General features: G+C 72.7%; 15 protein-coding genes. 3 read left to right on the plus strand and 12 right to left on the minus strand.

The features are described 5' to 3' along the window. Positions 1-89 precede the first annotated feature (89 nt). The 3 genes from rpmA to ACLJQZ_RS22400 all read right to left on the minus strand — a co-directional run bounded on the left by rpmA (position 90) and on the right by ACLJQZ_RS22400 (position 3,976). Entirely contained in the window at positions 90-350 is a 261-nt protein-coding gene (rpmA, locus tag ACLJQZ_RS22390) for a 50S ribosomal protein L27 (protein WP_155545674.1), read from the minus strand. 55 nt (positions 351-405) lie between these two features. After that, on the minus strand, positions 406-720 hold the full coding sequence (rplU, locus tag ACLJQZ_RS22395; RefSeq protein WP_247064489.1) for a 50S ribosomal protein L21: 315 nt from the start codon (positions 718-720) through the stop codon (positions 406-408). 163 nt (positions 721-883) lie between these two features. Then, positions 884-3,976: a translation initiation factor IF-2 N-terminal domain-containing protein gene (locus ACLJQZ_RS22400; RefSeq protein WP_410621861.1), complete on the minus strand. Its 3,093-nt coding sequence runs from the start codon at positions 3,974-3,976 to the stop codon at positions 884-886. Between the two features lie 537 nt (positions 3,977-4,513). Between ACLJQZ_RS22400 and ACLJQZ_RS22405 the strand changes: the two genes are divergently transcribed. Continuing rightward, a complete protein-coding gene (locus tag ACLJQZ_RS22405; protein ID WP_410621862.1) occupies positions 4,514-5,944 on the plus strand; it encodes a S8 family peptidase in 1,431 nt (476 codons plus the stop codon). Between the two features lie 21 nt (positions 5,945-5,965). Here the strand turns inward: ACLJQZ_RS22405 and ACLJQZ_RS22410 are convergent, their stop codons facing one another. The 7 genes from ACLJQZ_RS22410 to ACLJQZ_RS22440 all read right to left on the minus strand — a co-directional run bounded on the left by ACLJQZ_RS22410 (position 5,966) and on the right by ACLJQZ_RS22440 (position 15,202). Continuing rightward, positions 5,966-6,796, minus strand: coding sequence for an ABC transporter permease (locus tag ACLJQZ_RS22410; RefSeq protein ID WP_326943339.1), 831 nt, complete (start codon positions 6,794-6,796; stop codon positions 5,966-5,968). Next, the gene (locus ACLJQZ_RS22415; protein ID WP_247055223.1) at positions 6,796-7,602 is read right to left on the minus strand and encodes an ABC transporter permease; all 807 of its coding nucleotides are present in this window, start codon (positions 7,600-7,602) and stop codon (positions 6,796-6,798) included. The genes ACLJQZ_RS22410 and ACLJQZ_RS22415 overlap by 1 nt, the downstream gene beginning before the upstream one ends. 253 nt (positions 7,603-7,855) lie before the next feature. After that, entirely contained in the window at positions 7,856-8,800 is a 945-nt protein-coding gene (locus ACLJQZ_RS22420; RefSeq protein WP_410621863.1) for an ABC transporter ATP-binding protein, read from the minus strand. A 41-nt stretch (positions 8,801-8,841) separates the two neighbouring features. After that, positions 8,842-12,189, minus strand: coding sequence for a phosphodiester glycosidase family protein (locus ACLJQZ_RS22425; protein ID WP_410621864.1), 3,348 nt, complete (start codon positions 12,187-12,189; stop codon positions 8,842-8,844). Between the two features lie 111 nt (positions 12,190-12,300). Beyond that, positions 12,301-13,032, minus strand: coding sequence for a maleylpyruvate isomerase family mycothiol-dependent enzyme (locus tag ACLJQZ_RS22430; RefSeq protein WP_410621865.1), 732 nt, complete (start codon positions 13,030-13,032; stop codon positions 12,301-12,303). Positions 13,033-13,081: 49 nt separating this feature from the next. After that, complete coding sequence (ndk, locus tag ACLJQZ_RS22435; protein WP_247055230.1) at positions 13,082-13,492, minus strand: nucleoside-diphosphate kinase; 411 nt, start codon at positions 13,490-13,492, stop codon at positions 13,082-13,084. Positions 13,493-13,654: 162 nt separating this feature from the next. After that, positions 13,655-15,202, minus strand: a complete 1,548-nt coding sequence (locus ACLJQZ_RS22440; RefSeq protein WP_410621866.1) for an alkaline phosphatase D family protein — start codon at positions 15,200-15,202, stop codon at positions 13,655-13,657. A 123-nt stretch (positions 15,203-15,325) separates the two neighbouring features. Here ACLJQZ_RS22440 and ACLJQZ_RS22445 point away from each other — a divergent pair, with 123 nt between their 5' ends. Next, on the plus strand, positions 15,326-17,686 hold the full coding sequence (locus ACLJQZ_RS22445; protein WP_410621867.1) for a penicillin acylase family protein: 2,361 nt from the start codon (positions 15,326-15,328) through the stop codon (positions 17,684-17,686). A gap of 1 nt (position 17,687) precedes the next feature. Here the strand turns inward: ACLJQZ_RS22445 and ACLJQZ_RS22450 are convergent, their stop codons facing one another. Continuing rightward, positions 17,688-18,047 (minus strand): DUF4233 domain-containing protein, encoded by a 360-nt coding sequence (locus ACLJQZ_RS22450; RefSeq protein WP_247064493.1) that lies wholly within the window; start codon positions 18,045-18,047, stop codon positions 17,688-17,690. Positions 18,048-18,094: 47 nt separating this feature from the next. After that, on the minus strand, positions 18,095-19,750 hold the full coding sequence (gene folC / locus ACLJQZ_RS22455; RefSeq protein ID WP_410621868.1) for a bifunctional tetrahydrofolate synthase/dihydrofolate synthase: 1,656 nt from the start codon (positions 19,748-19,750) through the stop codon (positions 18,095-18,097). A 73-nt stretch (positions 19,751-19,823) separates the two neighbouring features. Between folC and ACLJQZ_RS22460 the strand changes: the two genes are divergently transcribed. Beyond that, a complete protein-coding gene (locus tag ACLJQZ_RS22460) occupies positions 19,824-20,453 on the plus strand; it encodes a class I SAM-dependent methyltransferase (protein ID WP_410621869.1) in 630 nt (209 codons plus the stop codon). Positions 20,454-20,508 lie beyond the last annotated feature (55 nt).

Below are 20,508 nucleotides of genomic sequence, written 5' to 3' on the forward strand. Positions count from 1 at the left end.
GAGCAGGGGATACACAAAACAAACGAGGGGTGGCACCGGATATTCCGGTCCCACCCCTCGTTCGAGGTCTAGCGTCGAGAACCGAAGACTCAGGCCTCGACTGGCACGACGATGTTGATCGTCTTGCGACCACGCTTCTCGCCGAACTGGACCGCACCGGCGGCCAGGGCGAACAGCGTGTCGTCGCCGCCACGGCCGACGTTCACGCCGGGGTGGAACTTGGTGCCACGCTGGCGGATCAGGATCTCGCCGGCGTTGACTTCCTGGCCGCCGAAGCGCTTGACGCCGAGGCGCTGCGCGTTCGAGTCACGACCGTTGCGGGAGCTGGACGCACCCTTCTTGTGTGCCATGGCGAATGCCCTTCTTTGAAGATCGCAGTCAGTCTTGCGAAGATCCGGAAAGTCCTCAGATGGAGATGGCGGTGACCTCGACGCGGGTCAGCTTCTGCCGGTGACCCTGACGCTTGTGGTAGCCCGTCTTGTTCTTGAACTTGTGGATCCGGATCTTCGGACCCTTGGTCTGCTCGACGACCTTGCCGGTGACCGAGACCTTCGCCAGCGCGTCCACGTCCGTGGTGACATCGCCACCGTCTACGTACAACACGGCGGGGAGAATGTGCTCGGTGCCCGGCTCGCCCTCGAGCTTCTCGACCTCGACCACGTCGCCGACGGCAACCTTGTACTGCTTGCCGCCGGTCTTGACGATCGCGTACGCCGACACGGAAGTCTCCTGCATTACTCGACAATGGGTGGGGGCCCCGCGCGATCGGCCCGCCTCCGGGAAGGCGGTCCTGCACTCACGCAGGCGGCCTACTCTGGTGGTAGGCCGTACTACAGGTTACGTGGGGTGCCCCGGTGCGTTACCACCGGGGTCCCCCTGGTGTTCAGTTAGCGCTCTGCTCCGAGGCTTTCACCGGCGGCCCGGCCGGGCGTGACGCGGCCCGGCGCGGACGGCGCCGGGTGGAGCGCACGGCCGGTTCGGGCACGCTGACCTCGGGTTCGGCGACCGGCTCAGCGGCCTCCGAAGACTCTGTGACGGGCTCTTCCGCCGGCTCGGGCGCCGACGAACGCTCGACGGCCGGCGGCTCCTCGAGCGGCGCCGGCGTCTCGTCCGCCTCGGTGGTCACCGGGACGTCCGCGACCTCGGTCGCCGGCTCCGGGGCCACCACGGCCTCGTCCGGCGTCTCGGTGGCCTGACCGGCCTCCGCCGTGTCGGTCACCTCCGGGACGGGCCCGTTGCCGTTGAGGGCACCGTGCTCGTGCGGCTGCTCCTTGGCGGCCTTGGACGCGTTGGCCATCGCCGCCACCGCGGACGCGATCGACTCGCGCTTCTCCGGCGGCGGGACGGCGTGCACCTCGGCCTTGGCGGCCTCGGCCTGCTCCTTGGCGGCTTCCTCGCCCTTGCCACCGCGGCCGCGCGACCGGCGGGAGCTCTTCTCCCCGCCGCCGTTGCCGCCGTTGCTGCCACCGCCACCGTTGCCGCTGTTGCCGCCGTTGCCCCCGTTGCCGCTGGGAGAGTGGGCGGCGGTGCCGCCGGCCGTGCGCTGCGGCTCGGTCGAGACGACCACGCCGCGGCCCTTGCAGTGCTCGCACGGCGTCGAGAACGCCTCGAGCAGCCCGGTGCCGATCTTCTTGCGGGTCATCTGCACCAGGCCCAGCGAGGTGACCTCGGCGACCTGGTGGCGGGTGCGGTCGCGGCCGAGGCACTCGGTGAGGCGGCGCAGCACCAGCTCACGGTTGGACTCGAGCACCATGTCGATGAAGTCGATCACGATGATGCCGCCGATGTCCCGCAGCCGCAGCTGGCGGACGATCTCCTCCGCCGACTCCAGGTTGTTGCGGGTCACCGTCTCCTCGAGGTTGCCGCCCGAGCCGGTGAACTTGCCGGTGTTGACGTCGATGACCGTCATCGCCTCGGTGCGGTCGATGACCAGGTACCCGCCCGAGGGCAGCCAGACCTTGCGGTCGAGGGCCTTGGTGATCTGCTCGTCGATCCGGTGGTCGGCGAAGGCGTCGCCGGTGCCGGTGTAGCGCTTGAGGCGCTCGCCCAGCTCCGGCGCGACGTGCCGGACGTAGTCGTCGATGGTGTCCCAGGACCGGTTGCCCTGGATCTCCAGCTTGGTGAAGTCCTCGGTGAAGAGGTCACGCACGACCTTGACCAGCAGGTCCGGCTCTTCGTAGAGCATGGTCGGCGCGCCGCCCTTGCGGCCGGAGCCGGCGTCGGCCTTCTCTTTGATGATGTCCCACTGGGCCTTCAGGCGGTCGACGTCGCGGCCGAGCTCCTCCTCGCCGATGCCCTCGGAGGCGGTGCGGATGATCACACCCGCGTCCTCCGGGACGATCCGCTTGAGGATGTCCTTGAGCCGGCGGCGCTCGTTCTCCGGCAGCTTGCGGGAGATGCCGGTGGCGCCGCCCGCGGGGACGTACACCAGGAAGCGGCCGGGCAGCGAGATCTGCGTGGTCAGCCGGGCGCCCTTGTGCCCGACCGGGTCCTTGGTCACCTGGACCAGCACGGAGTCGCCGGTGGACAGCGCCTGCTCGATCTTGCGGGCCTTGCCCTCCAGGCCGGCGGCGTCCCAGTCGACCTCACCGGCGTAGAGCACGGCGTTGCGGCCGCGGCCGATGTCGATGAACGCGGCCTCCATGCTCGGCAGCACGTTCTGGACGCGGCCGAGGTAGACGTTGCCGACGATCGAGCCGGAGCCCGACTGCGTCACGAAGTGCTCGACCAGCACGCCGTCCTCGAGCACGGCGATCTGCGTGGAGTCGCCCTTCTCGAGGACGACCATCGTGCGCTCGACCGCCTCGCGGCGGGCGAGGAACTCGGCCTCGGACAGGATCGGGGCGCGGCGGCGGCCGGCCTCGCGGCCGTCACGGCGGCGCTGGCGCTTGGCCTCGAGCCGGGTCGAGCCGCGGACGCTGCGCACCTCGTCGCGTGCCGCCGGGCGCTCACGCTCGGCGCGTTCGGCCTGCTCGGCCTTGGCCTGGCGGACGTGGGTGACGGTGTTGGGCGGGTCGTCGGTGCCGGTGTCCCCGGCGTCGTCGCCGTCCGAGCCCTTGCGGCGGCGACGGCGACGACGGCGCTTGCTGCCGCCTTCACCGTCACTGTCGCCGTCGTTGTCGGAGTCGTCGCCCTCGGGCTCTTCCGCGACGTCCGACTCGTCCTTCGCGGGCTTTTCGTCCGTGTTGCCATTGCGGGAGCGGCGACGCGCGGGCGGCGGCGGCTGCTCCTCTTCGGCCTGAGCGTCGTCGCCCTCGTTCTCGTCGCTGCCGTCGGCGCCCTTGCCCCGGCCACGGCCGCGGCGGCCACGGCGGCGGCGGCGACGGCTGTTGGCGTCGTCACCGTCGTCGTCGGAGTCGATGGCCGACGTGGTGTCCTCGGCCTCTTCTTCCTCGACGATCTCGGGCTCGGGCTGCTGGCGCTTCTGCTTCACCGGGGCCGGAGCCGGGGGCTCCGCGAACGGGTCGGCCGGCTTGCGCGCCGGCTTGGTCGCGGCGGGTTCCGGCGGCAGGAAGACCGGCGACGGCGCGGCGAACACCGGCAGGTGCGCGCGGCTCTTCTGCCGCGGGCGCGGCTTCTCGGTCTCGGCGGGTGCCGGCTCGGGTTCCGGCTTGCGCCGGGTCCGCCCGGTGGGCGCGACCTCGACGTCACCGCCCGAGGTGGGGGCCACCTCGACGTCGCCACCGGAAGCGGGCGCCGCTTCGACGTCACCGCCGGAAGCCGGCGCGACCTCGACGTCGCCGCCGGAGAACGCCTCGGCGACCTTGAGGGCCACTTCCCGGGTCACGCTCGACTGCGCGCTGCGGACGCTTTCGCCCAGTTCGGCCAGCTTCGCGAGGACGTCCCGGCTGTGCGACTCGAGCAGCTTGGCCAGCGCGTGCACCCGGATCCGGGCGGGCAGGTCGGCCAGCGGGCCGGTCGTGGGTGTGGCGGGATTCCCGCCGGTGTGCTCGGCGGGTGTTTCCGCGTTCGACATGTGTCTCCTCCGCCCCCGGGCGCGTCTGCCGGTTCAACCCGGCAGGGACGCGGCCGCGCAGGGGCCCCTTTCTGTTCGTTCCGCCGTGGTGGTCACCAGCGGCGGGAATCCTTGCCCGACGACCGGGCGCCGCACCACCGACTCCCGATGGCGCGCAACCCGGTCAAAGGTCTGCTCGGCGGGTGCCTGCCCAAGCCTCGCGGCCCCCGGGCCGCCTGCCACGTCGTCCAGCCGCCCGGCTTGCGGGCGGCGACGCGCGTGGTGCTGGTTCATGCACTTCACCGGGCCACAATGCCGCAGGCAGCACCTCTCACGTGCGCCCCGCGGCCCAGCGGCCACCCCGAGTATCCCACACCCGGTGACCGCACCGGTGTACTCGGTACCTCACGCAGGCCGCCCGGGCGTGCCGCGGCGCACCGGCCGGGCGAACTTGGCCACAGAGCTTGTCCGCCGGGCGCGGGGTGGCTAGCGTGCGGCTCGGGGTGACCGGGCGCACGCGCGCCGGCACCCGCGTTCCGGCGTCCGGTGGGAGGTCAAGTGTCCCTGCTGGCGCGGCCGCTGCGGGCGGCCGTGTGCACCGTGCTGGTGCTTTCGGGATGCGTCACCGCCGGTCCGGCGGCGGCCGGCGAGCCGTCCTGCGCCCACGGGCGGACCCTGCGTTACGTCGTCACCTTCGACCGCGGCACCGCCGAGTCCGCCGCCCGGGCGCAGATTTCCGGCGCCTGTGGCGCCACGACCGTGTACTACCCGCAGATCGCCGTCGCCGTGGCCACGTCCGGCGATCCGGGGTTCGGTCCGCGGATCGGCCTCGACCGGACGTTCAGCGCCCAGGGCGAGCGGCTGGCCGCGCAGCGCGCGACCGACCCGGTCAAGCCCCAGCCCGCGCGGGCGACGCTGGCCGCGACCGACCCGGCCCGGGTGCCCGGCACGGACCTGAGCTCCCGGCAGTGGGACATGCAGGCGATCAACGCGGGCTGGGCGCACCGGGTGTCCGAGGGCAGCCGCGACGTCGTGGTCGGCGTGCTCGACTCGGGGATCGACCCGGCCCACCCGGACCTGGCCGCGGCCCTCGACCGCGACGACTCCGCCGGCTGCCTCACCGGCGCCCCCGACCAGGACCGCGGCGCGTGGGCGCCGACGACGTCGGTGCACGGCACGCACGTGGCCGGCATCATCGCGGCGGCCGATGACGGCCACGGCGTCACCGGCGTGGCGCCCGGCGTGCGCGTCGCCTCGGTGAAGGTGATCGACGACCGCGGGTACGCCGACCCCGAGGCCGCGGTGTGCGGGCTGATGTGGGCGGCGTCACGGCACATGCAGCTGACGAACAGCAGCTACTTCGTCAACCCGTGGTCGCTGTCGTGCATCCGCGGCGACGACCGCGGCGTCGTGCACGAGGTGCTGGCCAGAGCGGTGGAGTACAGCACGTCGGCGGGCACGTTGAACGTCGCGGCGGCGACCAACGAGGCCGTCGGCCTGACGCCGTCCGCGCGGTCGGGCGCGCCCGGCGCGGGCACCGGGTGCGAGGCCCTGCCGGCCGGGCTGCGGGACGTCGTCGCGGTGTCGGCGGTGGGGGCGGACCGGGTGAAGGCGGGCTACAGCTCGTACGGGCTGGGTGTGATCGACGTCACCGCGCCCGGCGGCGAGACGGGCCGGTGCGTGCTCTCGACGGTCCCGGGCGGGTACGCGCCGCTGTGCGGGACGTCGATGGCGGCGCCGCACGTCGCCGGGGTGCTCGCGCTGCTGGCGTCCCAGCACCCGGGCGCCGGGCCGCGCCGGCTGCGGCGGTCGCTGGACGAGCAGGCGACGCCGATGGCGTGCCCGGCCGACTACGACCTGACCGGGGACGGCATCCAGGACGCGTACTGCGCGGGGTACGAGGGGTTCAACGGCTTCTACGGCCACGGGATGGTGGACGCGATGGCGGCGGTGGCGCCGCGGACCGGGCGGCCGGACCCGGCCCGCTGAGCCGCGTCACGTCACGTCACGTCACGTCAGCAGGAGTTTCGCGATGCGGCGGGTCGAGGCCCACAGGCCAACGCCGCCGAGGACCAGCAGGTAGGCGAGGTTGCCCAGCATGCCCGGCGACAGGATGCCCGTCGCGAGGCCGCGCATCAGCTCGATCGCGTGGTAGAGCGGGAAGCAGCGGACCACCCACTGCACCGGCTCCGGGTACACCGACAGCGGGAAGAACGTCGTCGAGAACAGGAACATCGGGGTCAGCACGAGCTGGATGTAGTCGAACTGGGCCGTCGACTTCACGAACGTCACCAGCGCCATGCCGACCGCCGAGAACGCCAGGCCCACCAGCAGCGCCGCCGGGACCATCAGCAGCGCCCACCACGACGTCAGCAGGCCCATCGCCGCCGCGATGCCGAGGAACGCCACCGCGTAGAAGCCGCCGCGCAGGACCGCCCAGCCGATCTCGCCGAGCGCGACGTCCAGCGGGCCGATCGGGGTGGCCAGCATCGCGTCGTACAGCTTCGCGTAGCGCAGCTTGAAGAACAGGTTGTACGTCGACTCGAAGACGGCGCCGTTCATCGCCGACATCGCCAGCAGCGCCGGGGCGACGAAGGCGACGTAGCTCATCGGGCGCCCGTCCGGACCCGCGACCTCGGTGACCAGCTTGCCGAAGCCCAGCTGGAACGCCATCAGGTAGAGGAACGGTTCGATCGCGCCGGACAGGAAGATCAGCCAGCTGTTCCGGTAGACCATGGCCGCGCGCTCGATCAGCGCGCTCGCCCGGCCGGCGTAGAGCCCGGGCGGGAGGATCCGCAGCAGCAGCCCGCCGCGGGCCGGCGGAGCCTGGACGCTCACCATCAGACCACCAGCCTCTTGTAGAAGGCCCGGTGCGCGAGCGCCCACCCGGCCGCGAACAACGCCGCGAGCACGGCGAAGTGGCCGAGCATCGCCCAGCCGCCGACCCCGCCGACGCTCACGCCGCGGGCCAGCTGGGTGCCGTGCCACAGCGGGGAGATCCAGGCCAGCCACCGGATCGCGGCGGGCAGCTGGGCGATCGGGAAGAACGTGCCGGAGAACAACGTCATCGGCATCACGACGAACCGGAAGATCAGCCCGAAGCGCTGGCCCTCGTCGTGGGTGCTCGCCGCCAGCGCGGCCATCGGCGTGGTGCAGGCGAGCCCGGTGACCGTGCCGGCCAGGATCACCAGCAGGACGCCGGGGCCGGTCCAGGAACCGAAGAACAACGCGACGAACGCGTAGATCGCGCCGGCCAGGGTCAGCCGCAGCGCCGACCAGATCAGGTGACCGCCGAACACCTGGCCGGGCGACACCGGCGTGGCGGTGACGGCCAGGTAGTCCTTCTGCCACTTGAACCCGGAGAGAACGGGATAGCTCGACTCGCCGATCGCCTGCTGTGCGGCACCGGCCGCGAGCAGCGCGGGCGCGATGTACTGCAGGTAGGAGAGGCCGCCGGTGACCGTGCCGGGCCGCACTTGCGACCCGAAGCCGAGGCCCATCGCGGCGAGGAACAGCACCGGCTGCAGGCCGGTGGAGTACAAAGTGGACAGCCAGTGCCGGCGGTACCAGGTCCAGTGCCCTTCGACGCGCAGCCAGGCCCCGTGCCAGCGGCCGACCACCCGGCCGGTGGATTCGACGGTGGTCATGGCCGATCCTTCCGGCGGAGGTGCGATCGCCGGGTCTCCCGGCCGGGGTGCGCGCGTGGGGTGCGGGAGCTACGCCCCCGCGGGTCCCCCCGGCGAGGGGCATCGGCCGGATCCCGGCGGAGTCGTGGCCGGGGTAGCCGGGCCAGGGCCACCATCGCGACCGGAACGGCCAACACAACGCCCGGAGTGGCCGACTCGCCGGGACGACGAAGGGGCGCGGGACAGCGGTGTGCGCCAAGAGAACCTGAGCCCATCAGTCCACCAGCGTTCGGCCGGTCAGCCTGAGGAACACGTCCTCCAGGGAACTGCGGCGCACCAGGCTCGACAGCGGGCGGACGCCTCGGGCGTGGGTGCGTTCCAGGGCCTCCTCGCCGTCGTTGCTGTAGAGCAGGACCCGGTCCGGGAGCACCTCCACCCGCTCCGCCAGGCCCGCCACCTGCGCGGCCGCCGACTCCTGCTCCCCCGACGCGAACCGCAGCTCGACGACTTCGCGCGTCGAGTAGCGGCTGATCAGCTCGGCCGGTGAGCCTTCCGCGGCGATGCGGCCGTGGTCCATCACCACCAGTCTGTCGCACAGCTGTTCCGCCTCGTCCATGTAGTGCGTGGTGACGATCAGCGTCGTGCCCTGGGCCTTGAGCCGGAACAAGCGATCCCACAGCAGGTGCCGGGCCTGCGGGTCGAGGCCTGTCGTCGGCTCGTCGAGCAGCAGCAGTTCCGGGTCGTTGACCAGCGACCGCGCGATCGTCAAGCGCCGCTTCATGCCGCCCGACAAGGGGTCCACCTTGTCGTCGGCCCGGTCCGTCAGCTGGGCGAACTCCAGCAGCTCGGCCGCTTTGCGTTTCGCCACCGCCCGCGACAGCCCGAAGTACCGGGCGTACACGATCAGGTTCTCCCGGACGGTCAGCTCGACGTCCAGGTTGTCCAGCTGCGGCACGACGCCGAGGCGCGCGCGGATCCGCGGGCCGACCGCGTCCGGGTCCAGGCCGAGCACCCGCAGGTCGCCGTCGGTCCGCGGTGACACGCACGCGATCATCCGCATGGTCGACGACTTCCCGGCGCCGTTGGGGCCGAGGAAGCCGAACGCCTCGCCGCGCCGCACCTCGACGTCGATCCCGCGCACGGCTTCGAACTCGCCGAACCGCTTCACCAGTGCCTTGGCCTGCACCAGCGCCGGCTCTCGCTCCTCCGTTTGGTCCACACCCGAACCCTAGGACCCGCCACCGACAAAAACCGAACGGTTTAGCCGCGAACGGTCGATACCAGCGTTTTCGTCACCCCGTTGACCGTCACCGACAGCCGCGCGACGCCCGGGCGCAGCGCCGTCAGCACCCCGGTCGACGGGTCGAACGACGCGACGTCCCACGGCGCGGGCGGCCACCCGGACGAGGCGATGTGCGTGCCCCACGCGCCGGTCCAGTCCGCGCTGACCGGGTACGACACCGGGACGTCGCGAGTGCCTTGCCGCAGCGTCGCGCGCACGTCGGCGTGGGCACCACGGAACAGCTCGGCCGGGCCCGCGAGAGTCAGCGCGTCGACGTTCGGGCGGGTCTCGAACCGCACCGGCTGGGCGCGGTCGGCCGGGTCGACGCGCAGCAACGTCCAGCCGACGAACCCGCCGTCGCCCGGTGCGGCCGCGGGCGCCTTGCCGGAGTTGCCGTTGACCAGGTACGGCACACCGTCCACACGGGACAGTGAGAACACGCCGGCGTGCGCGGCGACGGCGGCCGCGGGCTTGCCGGACGTCTGCTCGAACCCGGTCAGCCAGCCGGTCAGCAGCGCCGCTTCCTTCGGGTCGGCGAGCTGGGAGTTCCCGGCCGGGCTCGGATCCTTCACCGGGTGGTGCATCGCGACGACGACCCCGCGCACGTTCCGGTCGGCGGCCGCCGAGTCGAGGGCCGAGCGCAGCATCCGCACCTGGTCGAACCCGCCGGCCCGCAGCGAGCCGCGCGAGGAGTCCAGCAGCACCAGCCGGATCCCGCGCAGGTCGACGACGCGGTGGGTGTCCCCGAAGACCGCTTGGAAGTTGGCGAGGCCGTTGCCACCCTCGGCTTCGTGGTTGCCCGGCACGTAGTACCAGGGCGCCTTGCCGTCCAGTTCCTCGGAAATCACCTGCCGCGCCAGCGTGAAGTCGGGCGGGGTGCCGCGGTCGACGAAGTCGCCGTTGAGCAGCACCAGGTCCGGCTTCGCCGCGACGGCCTCGCGCAGCGCCCGCCGCGCCTGGGCGACCAGCGGGCCCGTGGGGTCGTCGGCGGTGAACTGCGCGTCGCTGACGACCGCGACGCGCAGGCCGCCGGCGAGCGTGCCGTCGGTGACCAGCGCCGGGTCGTGCGGCGCCGGGTCCGCGGGCACCGTCGCCGACGGCGCCACCTCGAACGTCAGGTCGTCGAACACCAGGTGACCTTCGTACTGCTGGTCCGGCACGTTTTCGACGGCGTAGAACCGCGCCAGCCGCTGCCCCGCGGGCAGCCCGGCCGGCACCGCGGCGGTGACGTAGCGCCAGCCCGTCCAGTCCACGCTCAGCGACAAGTCCACAATGGACGCGACGTTCGCGGCGTCGCGCAGTTCGGCCCGCAGCCAGGCGCCCTTGCCGTCACCGTTCACCCACAGGCCGACCTTCTGCGTGCCCGTCGGTACCGGCAGCGACGCCGAAGGCGTGACGTACGCGGCGCGCGTCGCGGTCGTGCCGGTCAGCCGGTAGTCCAGCGCGAGACCGGCGCCGCCGTCCCGCCCCGGCGCCGCGGACAGCGCCGCGCCGACGACCGCCGGGAACACCGTGGCGGTCCAGCCCGCCGGGCCGTCCAGCGGCGCCGCGACCTGCGCGACCGTGCCCACGGATACGGCCAGGTGGGTGGTCAGGCCGGCTGCCGTCGCGGTGATCGCGGACGCGCCGGACGCGGTCAGCGCCGTCACCGAGAACCCGTCGCCCGCGGGGATGACCTTCACGACGGAGTGGTCGTAGCCGAGCTTGACGTCGTCGGGCTCCAGCCAGGTGCCGTAACCGTCGGCGTCGTAGCCGTAGACCTTGAACGTGCTGGTCGCGCCGGCCGCCGACAGCGCGACCTGCTCGGTGCTGGTGCCGAGCCGGACCGGCTTGCCCAGCACCGAAAGCGCCGTCTTCCCGGCCGCCCGGCCGGACTTCGCGACGACGTCGACCCCGCCCGGACCGTGCCCGGTGACGACCCCGTGCGTCACGGAGGCCCGCCGGGGGTCGGACGTCGTCCAGCGCGGGTCGGCGGCGACCGCGGCGCCGGTCTCGTCGTGCCCGTCGGCGACCAGGTGCCGGGTCAGGCCGGTCAGGACGCGGGTCGCGTCGGCCGTCGCCACCGCGGGCGCCGGCGCGAACGCCGTCAGCCGGCCGCTGCCGGGCACCGTGCCGAAGCCGATCCCGTTGGGCACCAGGCGTTCCCCGCCGTCGGACGGCGCGTTGCGGATGCTCGGCGCGGCCTCGCCCTCGGTGCGCGCCAGCAGCGTCGACGAGCCGCCGCCGTCGAGGTTGATCGCGTCGTCGGCGCCGAGGCTCTTCAGGTGCCGCGCCAGTTCCAGCTCGGTCATGCCGCGGCTGTCGACCTGCCGTCCGTCCACAGTGGCCAGCCACAGTTTCGTGCCGTCGGCGGAGAAGCCGACCGCGGTCCGCGGGTGCATCGCCACGTTGTCGACGGGCTGCACGACGCCGTCGCGCAGCAGGACTTCGTTGCCGCCCACCGCGACCGCGATCTTCCCGGCGTCGGAGCGCGGCGCGTACGTGACGCCGACCGCGTCACCCGGCTTCAGCGCGGCGAGTGCGTCCGCGCCGGCTTCACGGGCCAGGAGCACGGTCGTCCCGGCCGCGATCGGGCCGTCCGCCGGCGCGGTGCGCACCTGGGTGACGACGCCGTCGCGCAGCTCCACCTCGAGGACCCGCGCGGCTCCGGCCACCGACGTCGCGCGGCCGGAGCGGCCCCACAACGGCGTGTAGACGCCGATCGCGTCGCGGTCCAGGACCGGGCTGTTGAAGTTCGTGGCCTTGACGGCGCCGCCGGGCAGCGTGACCGTCGCTTCGAGGAAGACCGAAGCCAGCCGGGCCTTGCCTTCGTCGGTAATGGCGGCGGTCAGGTTGTGCCCGGCCGCGGGCGCCGTCTGCAGCTGGCCGTGGTCGACGCCGACGCCGATCGGCGCGCCGGTGGCGTTGATGTCGAAGAAGTCGCCGTTCACGCCGGCGACCGCGCCGGCGCGCGCGACCTGCTGCGAGAGCGGTGTGCGCGCGGAAACCGTGCCCGGGCTGAGGTACGTCGGCCGGAGCACCTTGCTGCCCAGGTCGACGGCGAGGGTGTCGCCGCGGATCCAGCCCGCCGGGTCGTACCGATCGAACTGGGTGAGGTCCAGGCCGGGCGCGACCTCGGTGGTCGCGCTGCCGGTGACGAGGCCGTCGTCGGGGTCCGCGGCGGCGGACGTCGCCGGGCCCTCGTGGGCCGACGACGCGGCGGGCGCGCCCTCGATCGGCGGCGTCCCCAGCGGCGCCGCGAGCGGGTCGGCGTGGGCCGGGACGACGAGACCGGACGTGAACAGCGCCAAGAGCGCGCCGGAGAGCACAAAACGTGACTTCTTCACCGGGTACCCCAGTATCGAGTGAGCGTGAACCGGACCAGCACAGCGCAGCGGCACGGCCACGGGAAGGCTTCGCGGTGAACGCCGCCTGAATGGTCTAGAACAGCTACCGGGTCAGGGCGTGAAAGGGGCGTCGAGGAACGCCTGCGCGACGTCCGCCGAACCGGTGACGCGAGGTGGGGTGCCGGATCGCTTCCACAGGCGCAGCAGCAGGTCCTGCGCGGTCGCCTCGGCGGTCGCGGCGGCTTCGGCGGCCGGGCCGAGCGCGGGCGGCTCGCCCGGGTGCAGCGTCCAGGCGTCGCCGGTGTCGGTGGCGCGCAGGGTGAGCGGCGCGGCGAGCGGCGGCGGGGCGTACCAGCGCGTGACGCGCGGGAGCAGGGCGGTGAAGACCTCGTCGACGCCGTCCGCGGCGACGGCCGGGTCGAGTGCGAGGGACGAACCCGCGGCGGCGTGCGCGTCGGCCAGGTGGACGGCGGTTTCGTGGACCTGGCGGCGGAACCAGAAGGCCTTGACCTTCTCCGTGCCCGCGAAGTGCCAGCAGCGGTCCTCGGGGCTGACGGCCTCGAGCGCGTCCAGGAGCTGCTTCGCACTGTCGGCGTACCAGGACGCGAGGTCGGCGCCCGGGCCGTCGTCGAAGCTCTGCCGTTGCGACTCCCCGGAGATGACGACGGAGGTGGCCCAGCGGTGCACGTTGCCCAGGTGCGTGCCGAGGTCGCGCAGAGTCCAGCCGCCGCAGTCCGGCACGGACGCGGCGGGGTCGGCGGTGCGCAGGACGTCGGCGAACCCGTCGGTCAGCTCCCGCAGCACGGGGAGGTAGTCGCGGGCCGGGAACGGCATCGTCGTCATCGGGTCTCCGGGGCGGGCCGGGGCCACCCGCGGGTGGCCCCGGTGCCGATCACAGGTCGGGGAACCAGAGCTTCAGCTCACGCTCGGCCGACTCCGCGGAGTCCGAGCCGTGGACCAGGTTGTACTGGGTCTCCAGCGCGAAGTCGCCGCGGATGGTGCCCGGGGTGGCCTTCTCGACCGGGTCGGTGCCGCCGGCCAGCTGGCGGAACGCCGGGATCGCGCGCGGGCCTTCGACGGCGAGCGCGACCAGCGGGCCCGAGGTGATGAACTCCAGCAGCTCGCCGAAGAACGAACGCTCCTTGTGCTCGGCGTAGTGTTCCTCGGCCAGGGCCTGGGGCACGGTCCGCAGTTCGACGGCGACGAGCTTGAGGCCCTTGCGCTCGATCCGCGAGATGACCTCGCCGACGAGGCCGCGCGCGACGCCATCGGGCTTGACCAGGACCAGCGTGCGTTCAGTCACGACGGTGTTTCTCCTTGTTGCGGTTAAGTGTCGGTGCGCGGAGCCTAGCCGACGGTCTTCCGGCCCTTCGTAGTCGACGTCACAAACCGGCCTGAAAGCCGTGAAGGCCTCCTTCCCGGCTCTTATGGCCGGGAAGGAGGCCTTCACGGCTTTGGACTCACTTCAGCGGCCTTGCGGGTGCAGCTTCTTCGACCACAGCGACGCGCCCGTGGCGTCGCGCAGGTCCACCGTCAGGTCGCCACTGGCGCCGTCGATGTTCAGCTCGCCGAAGTGCTGGAAGCCGTCGATCGGGGCCGTGTTCGCGACCGGCGGGGCGTGCACGAACACGGCCTCCGGACCGAACGTCGGATCCAGCGTGTTCGGGCCGAACGCGCCCGCGTTCAACGGCCCGGACACGAACTCCCAGAACGGGTCGAAGTCCTGGAACGCCGCGCGGTCCGGCGAATAGTGGTGCGCCGCCGTGTAGTGGACGTCCGCCGTCAGCCAGACGACGTTGCGGACGCGACGGCGCTGGATCTCGCGCAGCACCCAGGCCAGCTCCGTCTCGCGGCCGCCGGGCGCGCCGGGCAGGTTGTTCGCCACGGCCTCGATCGCGGTGCCGTCCGGGACGACCAGGCCCAGCGGCATGTCCGCCTGGACGATCTTCCACGTCGCCGTGCTGCGGCCGAGCGCGTCGGCCAGCCAGCGGGCCTGGCGGTCGCCGAGGATGTAGCCCGGCTTCGTCTGGTCGGCCGTGTTGGCGTTGCGGTAGGTCCGCATGTCCAGCACGAAGATCTCGGCTCGCGTGCCGTACTGGAAGCTCCGGTAGACGCGGCCGTCGACGGCCCGGCGCGAGTCGATCGGGTGCCATTCGTGGAACGCCTGGTAGGCCCGCGGCGCGAGGACGTCGACGCGCTTCTCGGTGTACGCCGGGTTGTCGAGGATCTTGCCCGGGTACCAGTTGTTCAAGACCTCATGATCATCCCACTGGACGTAGCTGGGCACCTGCGCGGCGAAGCGGCGGAAGTGCTCGTCGAGGCGGTTGTACGCGTGCTGGCCGCGGAACTCCGCCAGCGTCTCGGCGACCTTCGCCTTCTCCGCGGTGACGACGTTGCGCCAGGTGCGGCCGCCGGGCAGGGCGACGGTCTCGGTCAGCGGGCCGTCGGAGTAGACCGTGTCGCCGCTGTGCAGGAACAGGTCCGGGCGGCGGGCGGCCATCGCCGAGAAGATCGTCATGCCGCCCAGGTCCGGGTTGATGCCCCAGTTCTGGCCGACGACGTCGCCCGACCACAGGATCCGGGCGCTGCTGCGCCCGACCGGCGCCGTGGCGAACGTGCCGGTCAGCGGCTCGCTCGTGGCGCGCCCGTCCGGCGACTCCGCCGTGACGCGGTAGTGGAACTCCGTCCCCGGCGTCAGCCCGGCGACGCGCACCCGGCCGGTGCCGTCGCTGTCCGGGCCGACGGCGGGGCCGGTGATCCGGCGGGCGCGCCGGAACGAAGGGTCCCGCGCGATCTCGACGACCAGGCGCGACGGGCGGTCCGCGCGCGACCAGACGACGGCGGACCCGGGCGTGACGTCGCCGGACTGGACGCCGTGGGTGAGCACGGGCCGGTCGCGGCGCACGAGCGGCGTCGCGGCGAAGGCGGTCGACGGCAGCACGAGACTCGCGGCCGCGCCGGTCAGGCCGGCCTTGAACAGCGTGCGGCGGGAGTGGCAGGTCGGTTCGGTCATGCGCGGATCCAACCCCGCCCCGGCCAACGCCGGATGGCCTGCGGGTGAACGGATCCCGGGGGTTTCCCCCATGTCCGAGGCGGCTCGCCGTCGGTAACGTGGCGATCACGACAAGGGGGTCAGATGAGACCATTCAGGAAAACCCTGGCGGTGCTGACGGCGGCGCTCGCCGTCACCACGCTGGGCACCGGCATCGCGGAAGCGGGACAGGACGGCGGCAAGGCCGTCCTGCGCTACACCGAACACGGCGTCCCGCACATCGTCGCGAAGGACTTCGCCGGGCTCGGTTACGGCTACGGCTTCGCGGCGGCGACCGACAACGTCTGCGAGCTCGCGAACATCTACCTGACGGTGAGCGCGCAGCGCTCGAAGTACTTCGGCCCGGACGGCGAGGGCTACCCGTCGCTGTCCGACGCCGGGAACAACCTGCACAGCGACCTGTTCTTCCAGCAGCTCAACGACTCCCACGTCGTCGACCGGCTGGTCGCGCAACCCGCGCCGCTGGGACCGCGGCTCGAGGTCCGCGACATCGTCTCCGGCTACGTCAAGGGCTTCAACGCCTACCTCGCCCGCACCGGCCGCTCCGGGATCAGCGACCCGGCCTGCCGCGGCGCCGGCTGGGTCCGGCCGATCACCGAGCAGGACTTCTACCGGCACTACTACGCCATCGCGATCACCGGCGGGCAGGGCGCCATCACCGACGGCCTGTTCACCGCGCCACCGACCGGCGCGACGTCGACCAAGACCGGCACCGCGGATCAGCTCGCGACGCGCGTGCGGGAGACGCTCGGCGGGGGCGGGCTCGGCAGCAACGGCATCGCGATCGGCGCCGACAGCACCGCGGCCGGCCAGGGCAGCGTCCTGCTCGGCAACCCGCACTACCCGTGGCAGGCCGGGCGCCGGTTCTGGCAGAGCCAGCTGACCATCCCGGGCCGGTTCGACGTGGCCGGCGCGAGCCTGCTCGGCATGCCGTTCGTCCAGATCGGGCACACCGCCGACGCGGCCTGGACGCACACGGTGTCCACGCCGATCACCTTCGGCCTGTTCGAAATCCCGCTGAAGCCGGGTGACCCGACGACCTACCTGGTCGACGGCAAGGCCGAGAAGATGACCTCGCGCGACGTCTCGGTCCAGGTGCGCCAGGCCGACGGCTCGCTGAAGCCGGTCCGCCAGACGTTCTGGTCGACGCGGTACGGGCCGGTGATCGGGGACGTCGGCGGGATTCCGGTGCCGTGGACGGCGAAGTCGGCCTACGCGGTGCGCGACGCCAACGCCACCAACCTGCGCGGCCTCAACACCTGGTTCGAGCTCGACCAGGCGCGCAGCACAGCCGACATCACCCGCGCGCTGAGCCGCACGCAGGGCGTGCCGTGGGTCAACACGATCGCCACCGACCGGGCGGGCCACGCGCTGTACTCCGACGTCCAGGTCGTCCCGCACGTCACCGACGAGCAGGCGAAGACGTGCAGCACTCCGCTGGGGCAGCAGACGTTCCCGGCCGAAGGACTGTCCATCTTGGACGGTTCGAAGTCGTCGTGCAACTGGGGTTCCGACCCCGGCGCGGTGGAGCCGGGCATCTTCGCGCCGTCGCGGCTGCCGCAGCAGCAGAGCCGGGACTACGAGCTGAACACGAACGACAGCGCGTGGCTCGCGAACGCGGCCACCCCGATCACCGGCTACCCGCGGATCGCCGGCGACATCGGCACCGAACGCTCGCCGCGGACCCGGGAAGCGCTGCTGATCGCCGAAAAGGGCGGGTTCACGACGGACTCGATGAAGCAATTGCTCTTCGCCGACCACAGCCTGCTCGCCGACCTGACGGCGGCGGACCTGGCGAAGCTGTGCGCGTCGTTCCCCGGCGGGCAGGCGCCGTCGTCGTCCGGCCCGCAGCCGGTCGGGCCCGCGTGCACGACGCTGGCGAACTGGGACCACACGTACTCGCTCGACAGCCGCGGTTCGCTGCTGTTCCACCGGTTCGGGACGCGGCTCGGCGGCGTACCGGCGCGCTTCGCGGTGCCGTTCGACCCGAAGGCGCCGCTGACCACGCCGAACACGCTCAACACGGCGGACGCCGGCGTGCAGAAGGCGTTCGGGGACGCGCTGGCCGACCTGCGCAAGGCGGGGCTCGCGCCGGACGCGCCGCTGCGCGACGGCCAGGCCGTCACCCGTGACGGCGAGCGAATCCCGATCCACGGCGGCCCCGGCCAGCTCGGCATCCTCAACGTGATGACGCCGCTGTGGGACCCGTCGCGCGGGGTCGTCGACATCCAGCACGGGTCGAGCTACATCCAGGTGGTCGGGTTCAACGGGCACGCGTGCCCCGACTCCTCGACGTTGCTGACCTACTCGCAGTCGGCGAACCCGGAGTCGCCGTACTTCAGTGACCAGACGAAGCTCTACAGCCGGGGTCAGTGGGTGAAGGACCGCTTCTGCGAAGCCGACATCCTGCGCTCCCCCGCGCTGCGGGTCGTCGTCCTGCGGTGAGTCAGGGCTGGGGCTGCTGCTGGCTCGCGAGGGTGCCGGCCGCCATCCGGCGGGCGACGTCCTTGCGCAGCCACAGCAGCCACAGCCAGACCGCCAGGAAGATCACGCCCAGCACGGCGATCGCGGGCAGCCAGAACACCAGCGCGATCAGCACGACCTGCAGCGCGAGGAGCACCGGGACCGTCCACGGCCGCTTGACGAACCCGCAGAGCACGACGTGCAGGAGCGCGACGGCCAGCACGGTCCAGCCGGTACCGGTGCTGATCCCGCCGCCGAGCTTGTTCACCACCGGCAGCGCGAGGGCGACGGTGATGCCCTCCAGGATCAGCATCCCCGACATCACGCCGCGGAACCCCTTCATCGGGTCCTTCGGCTTCGGTGCGGTTTCCGTGGTTTCCGGGGTCTCACTCACGCCGGCTCCTTCCCGAACAGCGTGCGCGCCTCACCCGCGGTGACGACCGAGCCGGTGACCAGCACGCCGCCGCCCGCGAGGGGCTCTTCGGGGTCGTCGCTGGTCTCCACCAGCGCGATCGCCGTCTCGGCGGCGGTCTCCAGGTCGGTTTCGGCGACGACCCGGTCCTCGCCGAAGATCGAGATCGCCAGGTCGTTGAGCTCCTCCAGCGGCATCGACCGCGGCGACGAGTTGCGCGTGACGACGACGTCGGACAGCACCGGCTCCAGGGCCTCGAGGATGCCGCGGGCGTCCTTCTCGGCCATCACGCCGACGACGCCGACCAGCCGGCGGAACGCGAACTCCTCGGCCACGGTCGCGGCCAGCGCGCGGGCGCCGTGCGGGTTGTGCGCGGCGTCGAGCAGCACTGTCGGCGCCGCGCGGACGCGCTCGAGCCGGCCCGGGTTCTCGACCTCCGCGAACGCCTCGCGCACGGCCTCCATGACCAGCTGCTTGTCCTTGCCCGCCCCGAAGAACGCCTCGACGGCGGCCAGCGCGAGCGCGGCGTTCTGGGCCTGGTGGGCGCCGTGCAGCGGCAGGAAGATCTCGTCGTAGACCCCGCCGAGGCCCTGCAGCTTCAGCATCTGCCCGCCGACGGCGATCTCGCGCTCCAGCACGCCGAACTCGCTGCCGGCGCGCGCCACCGAGGCGTCCACCTCGACGGCGCGGTCCAGCAGCACCTTCTGCACCTCGGGGTCCTGCTCGGCGATCACCGCGACGGACCCGGGCTTGATGATCCCGGCCTTCTCCCTGGCCGCGCCGAGGATGTCGGGGCCGAGGTACTCGATGTGGTCCAGGCCGATCGGCGTGATGACGGCGACCTCGGCGTCCGCGACGTTCGTGGCGTCCCAGGCGCCGCCCAGGCCCGCCTCGATCACGGCGGCCTCGACGGGCGCGTCGGCGAAGGCGGCGAAGGCCATCCCGGTGAGGATCTCGAACTTGCTCATCGCCACGCCGTCGGCGGCGGCGCCGTCGACCATGGCCACGTACGGCGCCAGGTCGTGCCACAGCTCGGCGTAGCGCGCGGCGGAGATCGGGTGTCCGTCCAGCGCGATCCGCTCGGTGACCAGCTGCAGGTGCGGGCTGGTGTAGCGGCCGACGCGCAGGCCCATCCGGGTCAGCAGCGCGTCGATCATCCGGGCCGTGGAGCCCTTGCCGTTGGTGCCGGCCACGTGCAGCACCGGGTAGCCGCGGTTCGGCTCGCCCAGCAGCTGGACCAGGGCGGAGATGCGGGTCAGCGACGGCTCGATCTTCGTCTCTGGCCAGCGCTGGTTCAGCTCGGCCTCGACGGCCATCAGCTCGCGCCGCGCCTCGGGGCCGTCCGGGTGGCCGTACGCCTCGGGGACGCCCTGGTCGTCGAGCTCGTGCAGCTCGGCGTCCTCGGCGGTGATCATGTCGGGCACCGGGCCGGTGGCCAGGTTGTCACCCAGCTGGCCGACCCCGCCGATCCCGCCGCGCGAGCCGCCGCCCGCGTCGAACGCGGTGTCCCGGGCGTTCAGTTCGGGGTCGGTGTCGTCGTCGTCCTCGTACCCCTGGGCGCCCAGTTCGTCGACGCCCGCGAAGCTGTCCAGATCCGACAGGTCCGGCCTGCGACCTGTCTCATCCTGCGGCACTGAATCTCCTCCGGCCTGGGGTTTTCGGCTTGCCTTGCGAGTCTACGTGCGCCTCAGGTGGCACTCTCGACGCATGCCGTTCAACCACAACGACCACTACCACCCGCTGCTGCTGGACCAGCTGCCGCCGGGGCCGGGGATCGCGCTGGACGTCGGCTGCGGCACCGGCCGGTTCGCGCGGCGGCTGGCCGCGACCGGGATGGCGGTGGAGGCCCTCGATGTGTCGGCGGCCATGGTGGAGGCGGCGTCCGGCCTCGGGTCGCCGGGCCCGGGCAAGATCGTCTACCGGCAGGCGGACATCACCACCGACGACCTGCCGGAGCAGCACTACGACTACATCTCGTGCCTCGCGTCCCTGCACCACGTGCCGTTCGGGACGGTCACCAAGCTGCGCCGCGCTCTGGTGCCGGGCGGGGTGCTCGTGGTGCTGACCCCGGCCCGGCCGAGCGGCCCGCGCGACTGGCTGCGGGAGCTGGCGGCCGTGCCGGCCAACGCGCTGGCCCGGCTGGTCGTCCACGCCGGCGAGCGGCTCAACGGCGGCGGGGACGACGGGCCGCAGGCGCCCACCCTGGTCCGGTTCCCGGCGATGGCCGAGGTGCGGCGCGACGCCGCCCGGCTGCTGCCCGGGAGCACGGTCCGGCCGCTGTTGTTCTGGCGCACGCTGATCACTTACCGTGAGCCGGAAGACGATCACCCGTTGTGACACCACGGGCGGGTGAAGTCCGCCCCCGCACCACCCCGGGCTCGCTAGATGTGGA

The organism is Amycolatopsis sp. cmx-8-4 (assembly GCF_046548675.1).
Lineage (GTDB): Bacteria > Actinomycetota > Actinomycetes > Mycobacteriales > Pseudonocardiaceae > Amycolatopsis.